General features: G+C 65.2%; 14 protein-coding genes. 5 read left to right on the top strand and 9 right to left on the bottom strand.

Annotated elements, in window-relative coordinates:
• Positions 1 to 39 precede the first annotated feature (39 nt).
• On the top strand, positions 40 to 411 hold the full coding sequence (locus tag ACO07K_RS18545) for a hypothetical protein (protein ID WP_422030391.1): 372 nt from the start codon (positions 40 to 42) through the stop codon (positions 409 to 411).
• A 26-nt stretch (positions 412 to 437) separates the two neighbouring features.
• Here the strand turns inward: ACO07K_RS18545 and ACO07K_RS18550 are convergent, their stop codons facing one another.
• Entirely contained in the window at positions 438 to 1,088 is a 651-nt protein-coding gene (locus ACO07K_RS18550) for an alpha/beta family hydrolase (RefSeq protein ID WP_422030393.1), read from the bottom strand.
• On the opposite strand from ACO07K_RS18550, the gene ACO07K_RS18555 reads away from it, so the two are divergent.
• Positions 1,087 to 1,413 (top strand): hypothetical protein, encoded by a 327-nt coding sequence (locus ACO07K_RS18555; RefSeq protein ID WP_422030395.1) that lies wholly within the window; start codon positions 1,087 to 1,089, stop codon positions 1,411 to 1,413. The genes ACO07K_RS18550 and ACO07K_RS18555 overlap by 2 nt on opposite strands.
• Here ACO07K_RS18555 and ACO07K_RS18560 read toward each other — a convergent pair.
• The 4 genes from ACO07K_RS18560 to ACO07K_RS18575 all read right to left on the bottom strand — a co-directional run bounded on the left by ACO07K_RS18560 (position 1,410) and on the right by ACO07K_RS18575 (position 6,558).
• Positions 1,410 to 3,275, bottom strand: a complete 1,866-nt coding sequence (locus tag ACO07K_RS18560) for a TRAP transporter large permease subunit (RefSeq protein ID WP_422030397.1) — start codon at positions 3,273 to 3,275, stop codon at positions 1,410 to 1,412. The two genes, ACO07K_RS18555 and ACO07K_RS18560, sit on opposite strands and share 4 nt — an antisense overlap.
• Positions 3,276 to 3,341: 66 nt before the next feature.
• The gene (locus tag ACO07K_RS18565) at positions 3,342 to 4,355 is read right to left on the bottom strand and encodes a TRAP transporter substrate-binding protein (protein ID WP_422030399.1); all 1,014 of its coding nucleotides are present in this window, start codon (positions 4,353 to 4,355) and stop codon (positions 3,342 to 3,344) included.
• Between the two features lie 123 nt (positions 4,356 to 4,478).
• Positions 4,479 to 5,564: an amidohydrolase family protein gene (locus ACO07K_RS18570; RefSeq protein WP_422030401.1), complete on the bottom strand. Its 1,086-nt coding sequence runs from the start codon at positions 5,562 to 5,564 to the stop codon at positions 4,479 to 4,481.
• Between the two features lie 10 nt (positions 5,565 to 5,574).
• Entirely contained in the window at positions 5,575 to 6,558 is a 984-nt protein-coding gene (locus tag ACO07K_RS18575; protein ID WP_422030403.1) for a Bug family tripartite tricarboxylate transporter substrate binding protein, read from the bottom strand.
• A gap of 277 nt (positions 6,559 to 6,835) precedes the next feature.
• Here ACO07K_RS18575 and dctP point away from each other — a divergent pair, with 277 nt between their 5' ends.
• Genes dctP through ACO07K_RS18590 form a run of 3 tightly spaced genes read left to right on the top strand, consistent with a single transcriptional unit; the run spans position 6,836 to position 9,793 of the window.
• On the top strand, positions 6,836 to 7,885 hold the full coding sequence (gene dctP, locus ACO07K_RS18580) for a TRAP transporter substrate-binding protein DctP (RefSeq protein WP_422030405.1): 1,050 nt from the start codon (positions 6,836 to 6,838) through the stop codon (positions 7,883 to 7,885).
• 22 nt (positions 7,886 to 7,907) lie between these two features.
• Positions 7,908 to 8,483, top strand: a complete 576-nt coding sequence (locus ACO07K_RS18585) for a TRAP transporter small permease subunit (protein ID WP_422030407.1) — start codon at positions 7,908 to 7,910, stop codon at positions 8,481 to 8,483.
• Positions 8,483 to 9,793, top strand: a complete 1,311-nt coding sequence (locus ACO07K_RS18590; protein ID WP_422030409.1) for a TRAP transporter large permease — start codon at positions 8,483 to 8,485, stop codon at positions 9,791 to 9,793. Before ACO07K_RS18585 ends, ACO07K_RS18590 begins: the two co-directional genes overlap by 1 nt.
• Positions 9,794 to 9,803: 10 nt before the next feature.
• On the opposite strand, the gene htpG is transcribed toward ACO07K_RS18590, so the two are convergent.
• The 4 genes from htpG to ACO07K_RS18610 form a co-directional block, all read right to left on the bottom strand.
• Positions 9,804 to 11,717, bottom strand: a complete 1,914-nt coding sequence (gene htpG, locus ACO07K_RS18595; protein WP_422030411.1) for a molecular chaperone HtpG — start codon at positions 11,715 to 11,717, stop codon at positions 9,804 to 9,806.
• A 79-nt stretch (positions 11,718 to 11,796) separates the two neighbouring features.
• Positions 11,797 to 14,637, bottom strand: coding sequence for an autotransporter outer membrane beta-barrel domain-containing protein (locus ACO07K_RS18600; protein WP_422030413.1), 2,841 nt, complete (start codon positions 14,635 to 14,637; stop codon positions 11,797 to 11,799).
• Positions 14,638 to 14,905: 268 nt separating this feature from the next.
• Complete coding sequence (gene ppa / locus ACO07K_RS18605; protein WP_422030415.1) at positions 14,906 to 15,439, bottom strand: inorganic diphosphatase; 534 nt, start codon at positions 15,437 to 15,439, stop codon at positions 14,906 to 14,908.
• Between the two features lie 92 nt (positions 15,440 to 15,531).
• Positions 15,532 to 17,199: an MFS transporter gene (locus tag ACO07K_RS18610; protein ID WP_422030417.1), complete on the bottom strand. Its 1,668-nt coding sequence runs from the start codon at positions 17,197 to 17,199 to the stop codon at positions 15,532 to 15,534.
• Between the last annotated feature and the right edge of the window lie 132 nt (positions 17,200 to 17,331).

Here is a 17,331-nt window from a genome sequence, read left to right on the forward strand (position 1 = left end):
CCTGGCGGGCATAGTGCGCCATCGCCAAAGGAGAAAGTCATGCCGCTCAAGAAGATCGTCCTCGAACTGGCCCGGACGCCCGAGTTTCCCAACGGCAGCTCGAACCATGGCTACGAGTTCGTCGCGCCGCTCGATGCGCAGGGTCACCTTCAGGCCGAGGGTTGGGCCAAGCACAAGGCCGCCTGCACCGTGCGCCGCTTCTGGGACGGTGCCGACGACGAGACCGGCCATCTGATCCATCGCCGCGACGGCAAATGGGCCTTCTCCTACCAGCCGGGAGACGACGACGACGAACCGATCTTCCGCTTCGACACCCACAGGTTCGTGGCCGGCGAATACGTGTCCGTCACCGAGCATGACGGTGTCCAGCGGCCGTTCAAGGTCGCGAAGGTCACGCCGAAGGTGGTGTGACCTTCACGCTCGACGCGCGCGTGGACTCAGGCTGAGTTCACGGCGCGCATCCAGTCGCTCGAGACGTCCGCTAGTTCGGCGAGAACCTCCTGGTTGGTTCGGCCCGACCGGACCAGGACAGCAAAGGAATGGTCGGCCTGCACCACCGGCCTGTAAGTCGCACGCTTGCCCAGGCGCTTCATGACCTTGCGCAGCAGCGCAGGCTCAGCAAGCGCATCGCGCGTCCCCTGGAGGAACAGCTGGGGAATGTCGATGTCGCGCAGGTGCGCCGCGCGCTCCACCGAGGGTTTCCCGGCCGGGTGCAGCGGAAACCCCAGGAACACCAGGCCCCTGACGTTCGGAAGGGGCTCCAGCGCCTGCGCCTGTGACGTCATGCGACCGCCAAACGATTTGCCTCCCGCGAACAGCGGGAGTGCCGGCGCAATCTTCGCTGCCTTCTGGACAGCCGCCCGTATCGCCGCGTGGGCCGTGGCCGGCCGGTCCGGCCGCTTCGACCCTGCCTCCATATAGGGAAACTGGAATCTGAGGGTGCTCACCCCTCGTTCAGCCAGCAGGTCGGCCACGGAGGTCATGAACGGATGCAACATGCCGGCGCCCGCGCCATGTGCAAGGACAAGCAGCGCCGAGGCATCAGGCGCTTTCTGGTAAAGCGCCGAGACACTCGATCCGGGCTTCATGGCCAGGCTGAGCCGTCGAGCGTGCGAGGAAGATTTCATAACTCGAAGTCTGCCGCAAAACGGCGCCATGGAGAACGCGCCACAAGGCATGTGTCGGCTTCTCGAATGTGGCCGGACGGCGACCCACGCTCGGCCGGTGCCGGCTCTGGCGCGGTTGAACGAGGTGTTCGCCGAATTTCTGTCGGATGCACCGACCATCGCGTCACTCAATGCGATCGGCCTGCGGGCCCTCGTGCTGCCCCCCGACGAAATCGTCGCGAGCCTGAAAAAGGACCGCGACACGAACCGCCGTATCGTCGAGGCCGCAGAGATCACCGCCGATTAGAGGAAGGCGACGGAGAACCACGGCACGGCGGCGATGACCGCCAGGCCCGCCATCAACGCCAGCAGGTACGACCAGATCGCCCCGATGGCTTCATCCGGCGAGACATTGCCGATCCGGCACGCCAGGTAGAAGCCGATGCCGATCGGTGGTGTCATCAGGCCGATATTCATCGCGGTCACGATCGTCATCGCGTAGTGGATGTCGTTCACGCCGAGGCTCTTGGCGACCGGGAACATCAGCGGGGCCATCAGCACGATCGCCGGCAGGCCCTCAAGGACGCAGCCGAGAATGAGAAACACGACGATGCTGAGGATCATGAAGACGATGGTGCCACCCGGCATCGACGCCATGAACTGTGTGACGTCGCGCGCGATTCCCGCCTGTGTGATCGCCCATGCCATAGCCGATGCCGTCCCCAGGATCAGCAGGATCGAGCCGGTCAGTGCCGCCGTTTCCACCAGCATGGCGTAGGATTTCTTCAGGCTGATACCGCCGTAGAGAACGACACCGACAAAGGCCGCATACAGGACCGCGATGGTCGAAACCTCGGTAGCCGTCGCGACGCCGCCTGAAACCGTGCTGCGGATCAGGAATGGCAGAACCAGCGCCGGTGCCGCGATCAGGGCGGTCCGACCGATGATGCGCAGGCTTGGCCGCTGCACGCCCGACATGTCCTCGTGGCGCGCCTTCCAGCGGGCGAGGATGGCAAGGCCCAGCAGCAGGACCATCGCGATCGCAAAGCCGCTGGTGAACAGAGCGGCGATCGAAACACCCGCCACGGAGCCCAGGACGATCAGTACGATGCTGGGCGGTACCGTATCTGCCATGGCCGCGCCGGTCGCCAGCAGGGCGATCATCTCGCGGGGCTTGTTGCCGCGGCGCTTCATCTCGGGAAACAGGGCCGGCGCGACGGTCGCCATGTCCGAGACTTTGGAGCCGGAGATGCCGGACACCACGAACAGCGACCCCAGCAGGACATAGGACATGCCGGCGCGGATGTGACCCAGCCACGACGCCAGGAAATCGACGATGGCCTTGCCCATGCCGGTGGCGTCGAGGATGCAGCCGAGCAGGAGGAACACCGGAACCGACAGCAGGATGATGCTCGACATGCCCTCATCCATGCGACCGATCACGACCGACAAGGGCGCCGTGGTGCCGAAGGCCAGGTGGCTGATCGTGCCGATGGCGAAGCAGAAGGCGATCGGTACGCCGCAGGCGAGGCTGACCGAGACGAAGAGGACGAGGAACAACAGCAGCTTCGAGTTCCCGGCCCTGACCAGCTGCGGCGAGAAATGCCACAGCAGGCCGGCGATCGCGCCGACGACCACGAGCGCCACGAGCAACTGCGGAAGCGCCGGCGACCGCAAGGCGTAGCGGATCACCAGGGCGAGCATCAGGACGATGCCGAAGGGGATCGCCGCCACGCGGAAGCTGTTGGGGATGCCAAGCGCGGGCGTCGTGATGAACCACTCGTCCATCGTGTACTCGACGGCATGCGGCAGCAGCGCGACCAGGACGGTCGCCACCACGACGAGACCCAACGCATCGATGAAGGTTCGGCGGCGCTCGGAGAAGAGGTTCACGAACAGGGTCAGGCGAAGATGCTCATTGCGGTCGAGCGCCATCGCCGCCCCGAGCATCGCCACCCAGATGAAGCTGATCGAGCAGACCTCGTCGATCCACACGACCGGAAAATTGAACAGATAGCGCGAGGCCACGCCCGCCAGCAGGAGCAGGACGATGCCAAGCATGAGCATGGCCGCGATCGCATTGATGGGTTCGAGCCACTTCCAGCGACCGCCGGGGCTCGGGTTACCCAGCGACTCGGACAGGGCAAGTTCTTCAGCAGTCGCGCTCATGACGATTTTCCGAACAGATCAGCAGAAAGAAGACACCCCGGCCTTTCAGGCCGGGGTGTGTCGCACTCAGCTCAGCTTGCCGGTGTACTTCTCAAGGATTGACCAGGCCTCGTCGCCGTACTTGCCCTTCCACTCGGCGTAGAAGCCGGCGGTCCGCAGCTTGTCGCGGAAAGCCTCCGGCTTCGGCTGGTTGATGACCATGCCCTTGTCGGTCAGCTCCTTCTGCAGGCCCGCATTGAGTTGAGCCACGTCCTCACGCTCCTTCACGCCGGCGGCGTTCACATGCTTGGCGACCACGGTCCTGAGGTTCTCCGGCAGCCGCTCCCAGGCCCGGCGGTTCGCCAGGAACCAGAAGCCGTCCCACATGTGGTTGGTGAGCGAGCAGTATTTCTGGACCTCGTAGAGCTTCGCCGTCGCGATGATCGCGAGCGGATTCTCCTGGCCGTCGACGACCTTGGTCTGCAGTGCGGTATAGACCTCGGAGAAGTTGATGCTGGCCGGCGCCGAGTCGAACGCCTTGTACATCGACGTCCAGAGCGGGGAGACCGGCACCCGGATCTTGAAGCCCTTGAGGTCCTCGGGGCCCTGGATCGGCTTGGTCGAGGACGTCGTCTGGCGGAACCCGTTGTCCCAGATCTTTTCCATAGCCACCAGATTGGCCTTCGCAATCTGGTTGCGCACATACTGCCCGAGCTCGCCATCCATCGCCTTCCACACCGACGGATAGTCCGGGAAGGCAAAGCCGATGCCGTTGATCGAAGCCGCCGGAACAAGCGTCGACAGGATCAGGCCGGACAGGGTGAAGAACTCGATGCCGCCTGAGCGCAGCTGGCTCAGCATGTCGGTATCCGAGCCGAGCTGGTTCGACGGGAAGATCTGGATCTCGACCCGGCCGTTGGTCTCGGCCTTGATCGCATCCGCCATCTCCTTGGCGCGCTGGTTCATCGGATGGGCGACCGGGAGATTGTTGGCGTACTTGTAAGTGAATTCCGCGCTCTGGGCGCGAGCGACCCAGGGAGCCGCGACGGCAATGCTGCCCAATGCGGACGCCCCGAGCAGCGTCCTGCGAGATACCTTCATGCTTTCCTCCGATCCATTTGGTCTTGTCGTTTTGCCGACCGGGTTCATCCCCATGCGGCAAGAGGCCGGCAAATACTATGAATTCCCTGCGACTGACACATCCCCGTCGCGACGACCGCCCAGCTACGTCGCCTGGAGATCGAGCGCCAGCGCCGCCGGCAGGCGGTCGAGACCGTAGGTGCGCATCGCCGTGCCGCTGTAGAGCGCCGTCTTCTCGGCCGCGCCGGCGCTCGCCGTCAGGCGCTTGAAGGCATTCCACAGGACCGGATAACTGCACTGGCCCTTGTCGACGGGGAAGTTGCTTTCGAACATGCAGCGGTCGGCGCCGAACGCCTCGATGCAGGGTTCGATATAGGGCGCCCAGGTCTTCGCCAACTCCTCCGAGCCCGGAGGGCTCGGCTTCTTGTGGAAGTCGAAGCCGTTCACGAACATGGTGAGGCCGCCCAGCTTCACCCGCACATTGGCCAGCGCCGCCAGTTCCATCATGCGCTGCTTCCATTCGGGATAGACTTCAGCGTGCTTGCCGCGGAATGGACCGATGCCGAGCGGGCCGCCGACGTGATCGACGACGATCGTCAGCTCCGGCACGGTCCGGGCCAACGTCACGACATGCGCGAGCTGAGTGTGATAGGCCCAGACGTCGAGCGGCAGCCCCTGCTTCGCGAGGCGGCGTGCGCCCTCGGCGAAAGACGGATGCTCGAGCGGTCCCGGCGGCTTCATCACCAGGTTCGTCGTGACGTCCGGCGAGGGATGCCAGGCCGTTCGGTTGCGGATGCCGCAGAAGCGGCCGCCCGCGGCGGCCCGATGCTTCTCGAGCAAGGGTTCGACGCGGTCACCCAGGGTCAGGTCGACCATGCCGATGATGCCGGCGCAGGCGCGCGTCGGGCCGTGACGGCCGCTGGCGCTGACCGCGGCGACGCCGGTCACGAACTCGGTCTCGCCGAGCGACTGCTCGTCGGCCGGGCCCGAGGCGCGATACATCTCCCCGCACTGCACGAAGATCGTCGCGCGCACGTCGTGGCCGCTGGCCGTATCGGCCAGAAGTTGCGGCAGCAGGTAGGAATGGCCGCCGTCGCGCTCCCAGAGATGATGATGCGGATCGACGATCGGCAGGCCGGGCTCGAGGATCGGCTCCTCGGTCAGGCGCAACCAGTCCTCTCGTACGACGATCTGCCGGCCATGGCCGAGCAGCGGGTCGTTCTCGGCCATCGCTCCCTCCCTACTCGATGCGGATGTCGGCGCTCTTCACCATCTCGGCGAAGAAGGCGATCTGCTTTTCGCGGAAGGCCGTGAACTCGGCAACCGTGTTGGCCTGCGTGAGCGCACCCAGCTCGGCCAGCCGCTTCGCCACGGCCTCCATCTTCATCACGCCGTTGACCTCGGCGTTGAGGCGCGAGATCAGGGCGGGATCGGTGCCGGCCGGCGCAAACAGACCGTTCCATTCCCAGGTCTCGAAGCCCGGAATCACCTCCGATATGGCCGGTACGCCCGGCAGCACCTCGACCGGCTTGGGACCGGTATGGGCCATGCAGCTCACATCCTTCGAGGTCAGCAGCGCCACCGTGCCGGGGACGTTGCTGAACAGCAGCGGGACGCGGCCGGCGAACAGGTCGTTCCGGACCGAGCCCATTTCCTTGTAGGGCACGTGATTGATCTTGATGCCGGCCTTCTGGTTCAGCAGTTCGAGCGAGACGTGCTGCACCGTGCCGATGCCGGTCGAGGCGCAATCGAGCGCACCGGGCTTGCTCTTGGCCAGCGCGATCAGCTCGGGAACGGTCTTGGCCTGGAACTGCGCATTGCGCATCAGCGTGACCGGCGTCTGCATGGTCTGGGCGATCGGCAGGAGATCGCGCTGCGTGTCGTAGGAAAGCTTGCCCGCGAACAGCGACGGGTTCACCGACTGCGCCGTGGCATCGTAGAGAATCGTGTAGCCGTCGTTGGGCGCGCGCGCCACGATCTGGGCGGCGATGGTGCCCGCCGCACCCGGCTTGTTGTCGACGGTGAAGCTCTGGCCGAGCTTTTCGCCCAGCGCCTGGCAGTAGATGCGGCAGACGACGTCAGCCGTTCCGCCGGCGCTGTAGGCGTTGACCACGCGCACGGGTTTGTTCGGCCACGCCTGGGCACGACCGATCGCCGGCGCCGCCAGTGTTCCGACCGCGGCGCCCAGGAAAATGCGACGCCGCATGATCGCGTTCTTGGTCATTCGTTTCCTCCGTCACAGACAGTTCTTGTCGACTGTGACGGAAGCCTTCGGACACGGCGCGCTGCCGGACAAGCGCAATCGCCCCCGATCCACTGCACGCCGGAACGAAAAGTCTTATGCCGGCTCGCGTCCTGCTCTTGTGCCGTTGCTCAGCCGGTTCGCGACTGCAGCAAGATCGCGGAGGCGTTGCCGATCGCCCGAATTCTCCGTGGACAGGGAATGCAACCGAGCCCATGCTTTCCTCAATAAACACAAGAGAAGTCCAGGGAGGAAGATGATGGGCGTACTGTCGATTCGTCTCGGCGTTGCTGGCGTACTCCTCGGTCTCAGTGCAACCTCGGCCCTTGCCGTGGATGGGCCCAAGGTTTCCTGGAACCTCTCCGTCTGGGGACCGCCGCGAGCCTTCACCGCCGGAATCGAAACCCTTGCCAGCTATGTGAGCAAGGAAACCGACGGCAAGTTCACGATCAAGATCCACTACGGCGATTCGCTGTCGAAGGCATCGGACAATCTCGACAACATCAAGCTCGGCGCCTTCGAGATGGCGCAGATCTGCACCGGCTACCATCCGGGCAAGCATCTCGGCATCAACGCCCTCGACCTGCCCGGCCTGCCGCTGGCCGATCCCGAGGTCCACGCGATGGTGCACGACGTCTTCTACAAGAACCCCTACATCGTGAACGAATTCAAGCGCTGGAACGCCATGGTGCTGATGTCGGTCCTGCAGCCGCAGTCGGAGTTCATGGGGACCGGCGATGCACCGACCAAGATGGCGGACTTCAAGGGAATGCGCGTACGCGCGCTCGGCGGCACCGGCGCGGCCATGAAGAACCTCGGCGCCGTCCCGACCTCGGTGCCCGCTCCGGAAGTCTACACGTCGATGGAGCGCGGCGTCTTCCGGGCCGCGGCGTTCCCCTACACCTACGCCTTCGCGTCGTACAAGATTCCAGAGATCGCGAAATGGTACACGACGAACCTGTCGCCCGGCGCAAACAACTGCCCGACCATCGTCGCCCTCGATGCCTTCGGCAAGCTGCCGCCGCAGTACAAGGAGCTGTTCGACAAGGCCCGGCCCCTCGCCTACCAAGCGCTGATCAAGGCCCATAGCGAGACCGACAAGAAGAACCTGGCCGACTGGGAGAAGAAGGGCCTCAAGGGGATCGTGTATTCGCCGGAGGAACTCAAGATCTTCCAGGAAGTCGGCGCCGCGCCGGTCTGGAAGGCGTGGGTCACGGAGAACGCCGCCAAGGGCGTGCCCGCCCAGGAGCTGCTCGATCTCATCCTGAACGAGGCCCAGAAGGCCAAGGCAAAGCTGAAGAAGAGCTGACGCGGCAACGCACGTGGCCGCGATGGCTTCTTACGGTCGGGCGATGGGCGGCGCACTGCTCGACCGTCTCGATCGCGCGCTCCAGGTCGTCGAATTCGTGACGGCCGTGATCGGCGGCGTCGTGATCTTCGGCGTGATGTGGGTCGGCGTCGCCGAAATGGTCATGCGCAAGGCGTTCAACGCGCCGCTCTATGGCCAGCTCGACCTCATCGAGCAGAGCATGGCGACCTACACCCTGCTCACCATCTCCTACTGCTATCGCAAGGCGGGCCACATCAGGGTCGACATCCTGGTTGGCCACTTCAAGGGACGCCGCAAGTGGATCGCCGAGCTGATGGCGTCGATCGCGGCGTTCGCCCTGATCGTCCTGCTGCTGCCGGGCGTCCTGCACTTCTTCGAGAACGCCTATTACATCGGCGATTCGACGATCAACACCCAGTGGCCGACCTGGCCTTCGAAGCTGGTTCCCGTCATCGGCTTCAGCATCCTCGCGTGCCGGATTGCGCTCGAAATCTGGGCCTATATTCGGCTGGTCGGCGATCCACTGGCTGAACCGATCGCCGTACCGGTCGCAACGCATCTGCCCGAGGACGCCTGATGGAGCCCATCACGATCGGCATCATCGGGATGATCGCCCTCACCGTCATGATCGTGGCCGGCATCCGAATCTTTGTCGCGGCCGGACTCGTGGGCTTCTTCGGACTATGGGCGCTGCGCGGCTTCGACAAGGCGGTCGGCATCGCCGGCCATATTCCCTACTCCGACACCACGAATTATGCGCTGTCGGTCCTGCCGCTCTTCATCCTGATCGGCCACCTCGCCCATCATGCCGGCATCGTACAGGGCGCCTACCGATGCGCGCGCGCCTGGCTGGGATGGATGCCGGGCGGACTGGCGGTCGCGACGATCTTCGCCGCGGCGGGCTTCGCCGCCGTCTCGGGCGCCAGCACGGCGACGGCCGCCGTCTTTGCCCGCATCTCGATCCCCGAGCTCCTGCGCTACAAGTACCAGCCCGGCATCGCCGCCGCGGTCGTCGCTGCCGGCGGGACGCTTGCGTCCCTGATCCCGCCCTCGGCGATCATGGTCGTCTACGGCATCATCACCGAAACCTCGATCGGCGGCCTGCTGATGGCAGGCTTCATTCCCGGCGTCATTTCCGCGGTCCTGTACGCCTCGATCATCGTCGTGCGATTCAAGATCAATCCGGCGCTCGGCCTGTCGGTGCACGGCATCCCATGGCGCGAGCGCTTCGTCACGCTGCCCGACGCGCTGCCCATCGTATTCGTGATCGGCGCCGTGATCGGCGGCATGTACACCGGCTGGGCGACGCCCACCGAGGTGGGCGCGCTGGGCGCCTTCATCGTCTTCGTCATGGCCCTGCTCAAGCGGTCCCTGACCGGGCGCGGCCTGCTCGACTCGCTTCTCGATACCGTGAAGCTCACGGTGATGATCTTCTCGATCATCTGGGGCGTCCTGATCTTCGTGCGCTTCCTGGCCTTCGCCGGCGTATCCAGCACCTTCTCCGACTGGATCGTCGCCATCGGCGTCTCGCCCTACCTCGTCCTGCTGTTCGTGATCGTGCTCTACACGGTGCTGGGCATGTTCATGGACGGCATCGGGATGCTGCTTCTCACGCTGCCGGTCATCTTTCCAGTCATGATGAAACTCGACTTCGACCCGATCTGGTTCGGCATCATCGTCGTGAAGATGGTCGAAGTCGGCCTGCTGACGCCGCCGGTCGGCCTCAACTGCTATGTCGTGAGCGGCGTGCGGCCCGACATTCCGTTGCAGGCGATCTTCCGCAACGTCTGGCCGTTCGTGCTCATGGACTTCGCCTGCGTCGGACTGTTCACGCTGTTTCCCGGGATCGTCACCTTTCTTCCCAGGCTGACGATGAGCGGGACGTGACGCCAGCGCCTCAAGCCGAGGCAGTACCCCGCAACGCCCGCACGACATAGGCGTTCAGACGGCGCGCGAAGGCGGCCGGATCGGACGGGATCTCACCGTCGAGGATACAGGCTTCGTCGAGCAGCAGGTTCGCGAGATCGTCGACGTCCTGAGCGCGGTCTTCCTTCTTGGCCGTCCCCAGCGCCCGCACCATCGCATGCTTCATGTTGAGCTCGAGGATGGGCTTGGTGGCGCTGCCGCGGTTCTGGCGTTCGAGCAGGCGCTCCAGTTCGCGATCCCGGCCCTGCGCGCTCGCCACCAGGCAGGAGGCGCTGTCGGTCAGGCGCGTCGAGGCCTTCACGTCCGCCACCTTGTCGCCCAGCACCTGCTTGGCGGCCTCCAGCACGGCGGCATCGTCCTCGAAGGTATTGGGATCCGCGTCCTTCGCCTTCTCCTCGTCGACCAGCGGGATCAGGCTGAAATCGACCTCGCCCTGGCTCAGCGACTTGAGCGGCTTGCCCTCGAATTCCTGCGGCATCGTCGTCCAGAAGGCATCGACCGGATCGGTCAGAAGCAGCACCTCGACCCCGCGTGCCTTCGCCGCCTCGAGCTTGGGGTTGGACTTCAGCCGGTCGAGGCTGTCGCCCACCAGATAATAGATCTCCGTCTGGTTGGGCTTCAGGTCGGCCACGTAGTCCTTGATCGAACGCGGCGTGTCGCCGGCGGTCGAGGCAAAGCGCGCCAGGCCGAGCAACTGGGCGCGCCGCTCCTGGTCCTCGTAGAGTCCTTCCTTGAGGATCGGGCCGAAGGTCTCCCAGATCTTGCCGTAGGTCTCGGCATCCTTGGTGGCGGTGCTTTCGAGTTCCGACAGGACGCGGCCGACCAGGCCCGAGCGGATCTGGCGGACCTGCGGATTGTTCTGCAGCATCTCGCGCGACAGGTTGAGCGGCAGGTCCTCGCTGTCGACCACGCCGCGCACGAAGCGCAGATAGGCCGGCAGCAGCTCGGCATCGTCGGTGATGTAGACCCGGCGGACGTAGAGCTTCACCCGCCCCTTGCGCGCGGGATCGCTGAGATCGAACGGCGGCGTGCTGGGCACGAACAGCAGCACCGCGTAGGACTGCCGCCCCTCGACCTTGTAGTGCAGGGTCAGCGCCGGCTCGTCGAACGCCATGGCGAGCGAGCGATAGGCCTGCGTGTAGTCCTCCGGCGTCACTTCGGACTTCGAGCGCTGCCACAGCGCACTCGCGGCATTGACCTGCCTCGCCTCGCCCTTGTCGTCGATCAGCTCGATCGGGAACAGCACATGGTCGGAATAGGTCCGCACGATGCGCTCCAGCTCGTAGGGCTGGAGGTAGCGCGCCGCGTCCTCCTTCAGATGCAGCACGATCTCGGTGCCGCGCGACACCCGCGCCGCCTGCTCCGGCGTGGCGGGCGACACTTCGAAGCCGGCGCCGCTCGCCGAGGTCCAGGTCCAGGCCTCGGCCGCACCGGCGCGGCGGCTGGTCACCTCGATGCGGTCGGCCACCATGAAGGCAGCGTAGAAGCCCACGCCGAACTGGCCGATCAGGCCCAGCCCGTCCTTGGCGTCCTTCAGCCCCTTCAGGAAGGCCTTGGTGCCGGAGCGCGCCAGGGTGCCGAGATTGTCGATCAGCTCCTGCCGATCCATGCCGATGCCGTTGTCGGCGATGGTCAGGGTCTTGGCAGATGCATCGGGCTTGATCCGGATGGCCAGGCGCTCGTCGCCGGCCAGAAGCTCGGGCCGGGCGATGGCCTCGTAGCGGACCTTGTCGCAAGCGTCGGAGGCGTTCGACACCAGCTCGCGCAGGAAGACGTCCGTCTCGGAATAGACCGAGTGGATCATCAGGTTGAGCAGCTCGGCCACTTCGGCCTGGAACTGGTGCTTCTCCGGGCTGCCCTGGGCTGCCGAACCGTCGACGTTCATTGCGCTTGAATTCCTCGCGGTTGATTTTCCGGCGGTGGATATAGGAAAGGCAGCGCAGACGGCAAGAGTGTCCGGCGCTCTACCAGGTCATGCGGAAGCCGGCGGTGAGGGCATGGGCATTGTCCTGTCCGGAGATCTCGCCCTCGTAGCGGAGATAGATCGAAGTCGCGTCGGCGATGGCCGTGGTGGCCGCGAGGCCCAGCACGACGCCGTTGCGCTGCGGCGCCACACCGTAGGTCGTGAAGGGCGCCACCGGCGCGCCGGCCAACGAGGCCGTCACCGGACGCGCCGTGTCGGCATATTCGTGGCTCCAGCCCAGCCGCACTTTCATCGCCAGGCGGTCGCGCCAGCCGAGGTCCATCGAACCGCCGAGCTGCGCGCCCAGCACCGTGCGTAGCGAGTTCGTGGTCTGCTGCGCCACCGAGAGGTTGAGCGAGTCCGCGCCCGTCTCGGTGAAGGCGTTCTGGGTGCCGGTATAGGCCTGCAGCCGAACGAACGGCGTGATGAACGCATTCGCCACGCCACCGATATCGAACCGATAGCCCGTCTCGATCTGGCCGTAGAACTGGTTGGCACCGGTGAAGCCATAGGCCGTGCGCGACGCCAGGCCCGGGATCACGATGCTGCGCCACATCTGGTTGGCGGAGTAGGCATAGCCCGCAATGGCGTCGGCGTAGACCTTGCCCTCGCTGTAGTTGGCGTAGACGCCAGCCTGGACGGTGTTGGAGTTGCCGGCGCCGCTGAACCCGCCGACCCACTGGTTGGCGTTCTGGTAGCCCACCGTCGCGCCGACCCGCAGGCCTTGCGCCACGAGGCGATCGAGGCCGCCGGCGAAGCCGCCGACATTGTAGGTCAGTGCGCCGCTATTGCTGCCGCCGTTGCTGATTGTGCCCAGCCCACCGAGCGCACTGCCCCAAGCGCCCCACAGGGCGGGAGAAGCCGTGTCGCAGGCGACATCGCAGGCTTCGGCCAGTGCGACGCGGTTCGAGTCGTCCAGACCGCCGCCGCCGCCAGCCTGTCCGGCGAAGTTGCTGAGGAAGAGCTGGGTGCCCTGGACCATCGAGCTCGAGAAGCCGGAATAGTTCTGGCCGCTGATGGCGTTCATCACCGTCTGGCCCTGCTGGGTGGAAAGGCCCGCGAGCGCCGTGACGACGGTGGCGTAATCGCCGGTCGCATTCGGCGCTGTGGCGTCGAGCACCGCGCCGACCGCCGCCTGGTTGGGCGTCAGGGCCGCCTGCGCAAAGCCGCCGACCTGCAGGTTGAGGTAGGCGTTGTTGGCGTCGTAGCTCAGCGTCGGGACGAGAAACGGCAAGGTGCTGGTCGCCGACTGAAAGGCGCCGCTCAATCCGCCCGTTGCCGTCACCAGCGTGTAGCTGGAGCGGGGCGCGAAGGTGCCGGGCTGGGCAATGACCTGCAGGCCGCCATCCAGTCTCGCGGTGCCGTCCACCAGGAGCCGATCGGCGGCGGTCGGTGACACGCGCATTCCCATCGTGCCGGCCGCCGTCTGGACGAAGGTGCCGCTGATCTGGTGTGTCGCGCCGGCGCCGGCGGCGCTGATGCCGAGCCAGCCGCTGTTCTCGAAGCGGGCATAGGATCCGGCCGCGATCGACACCAGGCCGTTGATGATGCCGTTGTTGACGACGATCGATCCCATCGCCGTGGCGTCGGTCTGGATGGCGTATCCGCCCGGCGCGGCGTTGATCGTGCCCGCGTTCAGCAGCGTGCTGAAATCGCCCGACATCTGCACGGCTGTGCCGCCGGCGCCCGTCACGCCGATCGTGCCGTAGTTGGTCACGACGCCATAGGTGCCGTTGCTGATGCCGATGCTATTGGCCCCCGTCATCAGGATGGACCCGTTGTTGACGACGTCGTCGCCCGCGCCGTTGATCGCCACCGCGCCGGCGGCACCGGAGGTGAGATTGGCTGAATTGGTGACGGGATTGTAAAGTCCTGGGATGTTGACGGTGTAGGCTTTCGTCACGCGGCCCTCGACGTACACGCCGATGACGGTGCCGCCATAGGTCGAATTTGCCGACGTCACCTCGGCGCCCGGCACGATGATCTCCGTCCAGGTCGCAACGCCCGCCGCATCGACGGAGACGGCCCAGGCATGGGGCCTGAGGTCGGTGCCGATGGAATCGGCAACAAGATTATAGGTATTGGCCCGGCCGCCGCTGGTGATGCCCTCGAAATGCGTGAAGAGGGAATCTGGAGCATCGTATCGCGTGAAGACGTTCGTCGTCTGATTGTAGATGTAGCCATGCTCCGTCGGGATGAGCACAGGCCCGGGTCCGGAGTTTTCGCCGTAGCCGCCGGCGATCTTGTTGCCGTAGACGCCGTAGGCCGTGGTGCTGAGCGCGCCCGGCTTGTTGTTGTTCGTGAACGTTGCGGTCGGGATGTCGTAGATGAAGGCATTCCCGGTCGGGAGATTGGTGTCGTAGTTGCCGACGACCTGGTTGCCAAAATTGCTGTGGGCGATGGTGTAAAGGGTCGAGGCGATGCCGGGATAGCGCAGCGTCGTGAGCTGCGATGCGGACGGCGCCGCCGCATCGAAGAGGTAGCCGAGGTCGTAGGGGCTGGACACCGTCGTGATGTAGCTCCCGACGACGCGCAGGATGCCCGTGGAGGAGCCGAAGCTCGGACCATAGGGCGTGCTGCTGATGGCCCCGGGGTAATTTGACTGGTTGGCCGTCGCCGTGGGGAACGGGGCGATGGTGGCGTTGGTCAACCCGAACAGCAATCCGCCCGTGTCGCCCCCGCTGTTGGGGATCGAGTAGTTGCCCGTCATGTTGTCACCGCGAATGCCGGTGACCGTCGTGACCCCGCTCGTGCCGTATTGATAGCGCTTGAAAACGAGCTGCGCCTGCGCCGATCCGGCAAAGAGGCAAAGGCCCGCCACCCCCACAGGGACCGCGAGCATGCGTAAGCAAGTGCTGGCAGCGCCCCGCGCCGGTGTGTCCACCATGACCTTCCCCCATCCGGACTGACCGGCGAGCCTGCCGCCACGGCCGCCCCTTATCCGTATTGACCGTGCTGGAACATGATCCCGGCAATGCCAACGCTCTGTAGCCTGCCAGCCTTCGCCAACAAACAGAAATTCGGCGTAGAGTCAGTGACAGGAAAGACGTGCAGTCAGCAACGCTCTGACATGGCCGTGCATGTCTCGCTGAGGAGGCGGGACGATTGGATCAGCGCTTCTTCTTGGCCCGCTCGATCGCTTCGACGATGAGCCGCTTGGCCTCGTCCACGTCGCCCCAGCCCAGCAGCTTCACCCACTTGCCGGGTTCGAGATCCTTGTAGTGGATGAAGAAGTGCTCGATCTGCTGGCGGGTGATCTCGGGCAGGTCGGTGTAGGTCTTCACGTGGACGTAGCGCTGGGTCAGCTTGGGGGAGGGAACGGCGATGATCTTCTCGTCGCCGCCGCCATCGTCCTCCATGCGCAGCACGCCGATCGGGCGCACGTTGATCACGGCGCCGGGGATGATCGGGCGGGTGTTGGCGACCAGCACGTCGATCGGGTCGCCGTCGTCCGACAGCGTGTGCGGCACGAACCCGTAGTTTCCAGGGTAGCGCATGGGCGTGTACAGGAAACGGTCGACCACGAGGGCGCCGGCTTCCTTGTCCATCTCGTACTTGATCGGTTCGCCGCCGATCGGCACTTCGATGATGGCGTTCACGTCTTCGGGCGGCCGGTGGCCGATGGCAATGGCTTCGAGTTTCATGGCGCGATACTTACCGGAGCCGCGGCAAACATCCAAAAAAGAAACCGGCGGCCCTTGCGGACCGCCGGTTCCTTTTTGTCGCAGAGGACGCGTCAGTCGTCGGCGTAGATGTCCCGGTCCTTGGTCTCCGGCATGAAGAGCAGGCCGATCACCAGGGTCATGCCGGCCACCACGATGGGGTACCAGAGGCCCGAGTAGATGTTGCCGGTCGCCGCCACGATGGCGAAGGCGGTCGGCGGCAGGAAGCCGCCGAACCAGCCGTTGCCGATGTGGTACGGCAGCGACATGCCGGAGTAGCGGATACGGGTCGGGAACAGCTCGACCAGCAGGGCCGCGATCGGCCCGTAGACCATCGTCACGTAGATGACGAGGATGGTCAGGATGACGATGACCATCGTCATGTTGATCTGCTTCGGGTCGGCCGTAGCCGGGTAGCCGGCGGCGCGGATCCCCGCGGTCGCCTCGGCGTTGAACGCGCGCTCCTTGGCAACGCCCTCGGCCCCCGCCTTCGCCTTGTCGAAGGAGGTGATGACCTTGTCGCCGATCTTGATCTGCGCCGGCGTGCCGGCCGGAGCCGCCTGGTTGGCGTAGTTCACAGAGTTGCGCGCGAGGAACGACTTGGCGATGTCGCACGAGGTGGTGAACGACGCGGTGCCCGTCGGATTGAACTGGAACGAGCACTCGTTCGGATCGGCGATCACGACGACCGGGGACTTCTCGATCGCCGCATTGAGCGCCGGGTTCACCGCGTTGGTGAGCGCGTGGAACAGCGGGAAGTAGGTGACCATGGCGAGCGCACAGCCCGCCAGGATGATCGGCTTGCGGCCGATCTTGTCGGACAGCCAGCCGAAGAAGACGAAGAACGGCGTGCCGATGAGGAGCGACACCGCGATCACGATGTTCGAGGTCGTGGCGTCGAGCTTGAGCGTCTGGGTGAGGAAGAACAGGGCGTAGAACTGGCCGGTGTACCAGACCGCGGCCTGGCCGGCGGTGCCGCCGAACAGGGCGATGAGGGCGATCTTGGCGTTCTTCCAGACGCCGAAGGCCTCGCGCAGCGGCGTCTTGGAACCCTTGCCCTCGGCCTTCATGCGCTTGAAGGCGGGCGACTCCTCGAGTTGCAGACGGATCCAGATGGAGACGCCCAGCAGGATGATCGACAGGAGGAACGGCACGCGCCAGCCCCAGGCCGCGAACTGCTCCGGCGTGAGCGCGAGGCGCAGCGCCACCACGACGAGCAGCGACAGGAAGAGGCCGACGGTCGCCGTCGTCTGGATCCACGACGTGTAGAAGCCGCGGCGATCGTGCGGCGCGTGCTCGGCGACGTAGGTCGCCGCACCGCCATACTCGCCACCCAGCGCCAGGCCCTGGAGGAGACGGCAGGCGATGAACAGGATGGGCGCTGCAATGCCGATCGAGGCATAGCTGGGAAGGATACCGACGACGAAGGTGGCGACACCCATCAGGGTCATCGTCACGAGGAAGGTGTACTTGCGACCGATCAGGTCGCCCAGGCTGCCGAAGAACAGCGCGCCGAACGGACGAACCGCAAAGCCCGCGGCAAAGCCCAGCAGCGTGAAGATGAAGCCCGCCGTCGGGTTCACACCGGAGAAGAAGTTGGCGCTGATGTTGATGGCGAGCGCGCCGGCGAGATAGAAGTCGTACCATTCGAAGACGGTGCCGACCGAGGAGGCCACGATGACCTTCCTCTCTTCGCGCGTCATCGGACGACCGCGATCGTTTACCGAGCCTACAACGGCCATGTGCGTTTTCTCCCCTGGACATTGTGCGGGTGTCCTGACACGGACCCCTTCTTGATTCTTGTGTAAATCGCACGTGCTGTGTGCTGCAATTCGACCAAGGTCCAAGGTCGCGTAGAGTGCATCGCAGCATTT

This window comes from Reyranella sp., assembly GCF_965228225.1.
Lineage (GTDB): Bacteria > Pseudomonadota > Alphaproteobacteria > Reyranellales > Reyranellaceae > Reyranella.

Coding starts and splice junctions, on each gene's coding strand:
- ACO07K_RS18550 (WP_422030393.1), bottom strand. CDS start 1,088: ATGAAGCCCGGATCGAGTGTCTCGGCGCTTTACCAGAAAGCGCCTGAT.
- htpG (WP_422030411.1), bottom strand. CDS start 11,717: ATGAACGTCGACGGTTCGGCAGCCCAGGGCAGCCCGGAGAAGCACCAG.
- ACO07K_RS18560 (WP_422030397.1), bottom strand. CDS start 3,275: ATGAGCGCGACTGCTGAAGAACTTGCCCTGTCCGAGTCGCTGGGTAAC.
- ppa (WP_422030415.1), bottom strand. CDS start 15,439: ATGAAACTCGAAGCCATTGCCATCGGCCACCGGCCGCCCGAAGACGTG.
- ACO07K_RS18585 (WP_422030407.1), top strand. CDS start 7,908: ATGGCTTCTTACGGTCGGGCGATGGGCGGCGCACTGCTCGACCGTCTC.
- ACO07K_RS18600 (WP_422030413.1), bottom strand. CDS start 14,637: ATGCTCGCGGTCCCTGTGGGGGTGGCGGGCCTTTGCCTCTTTGCCGGA.
- ACO07K_RS18565 (WP_422030399.1), bottom strand. CDS start 4,355: ATGAAGGTATCTCGCAGGACGCTGCTCGGGGCGTCCGCATTGGGCAGC.
- ACO07K_RS18610 (WP_422030417.1), bottom strand. CDS start 17,199: ATGGCCGTTGTAGGCTCGGTAAACGATCGCGGTCGTCCGATGACGCGC.
- ACO07K_RS18575 (WP_422030403.1), bottom strand. CDS start 6,558: ATGACCAAGAACGCGATCATGCGGCGTCGCATTTTCCTGGGCGCCGCG.
- ACO07K_RS18590 (WP_422030409.1), top strand. CDS start 8,483: ATGGAGCCCATCACGATCGGCATCATCGGGATGATCGCCCTCACCGTC.
- ACO07K_RS18545 (WP_422030391.1), top strand. CDS start 40: ATGCCGCTCAAGAAGATCGTCCTCGAACTGGCCCGGACGCCCGAGTTT.
- ACO07K_RS18555 (WP_422030395.1), top strand. CDS start 1,087: ATGGCCAGGCTGAGCCGTCGAGCGTGCGAGGAAGATTTCATAACTCGA.
- dctP (WP_422030405.1), top strand. CDS start 6,836: ATGGGCGTACTGTCGATTCGTCTCGGCGTTGCTGGCGTACTCCTCGGT.
- ACO07K_RS18570 (WP_422030401.1), bottom strand. CDS start 5,564: ATGGCCGAGAACGACCCGCTGCTCGGCCATGGCCGGCAGATCGTCGTA.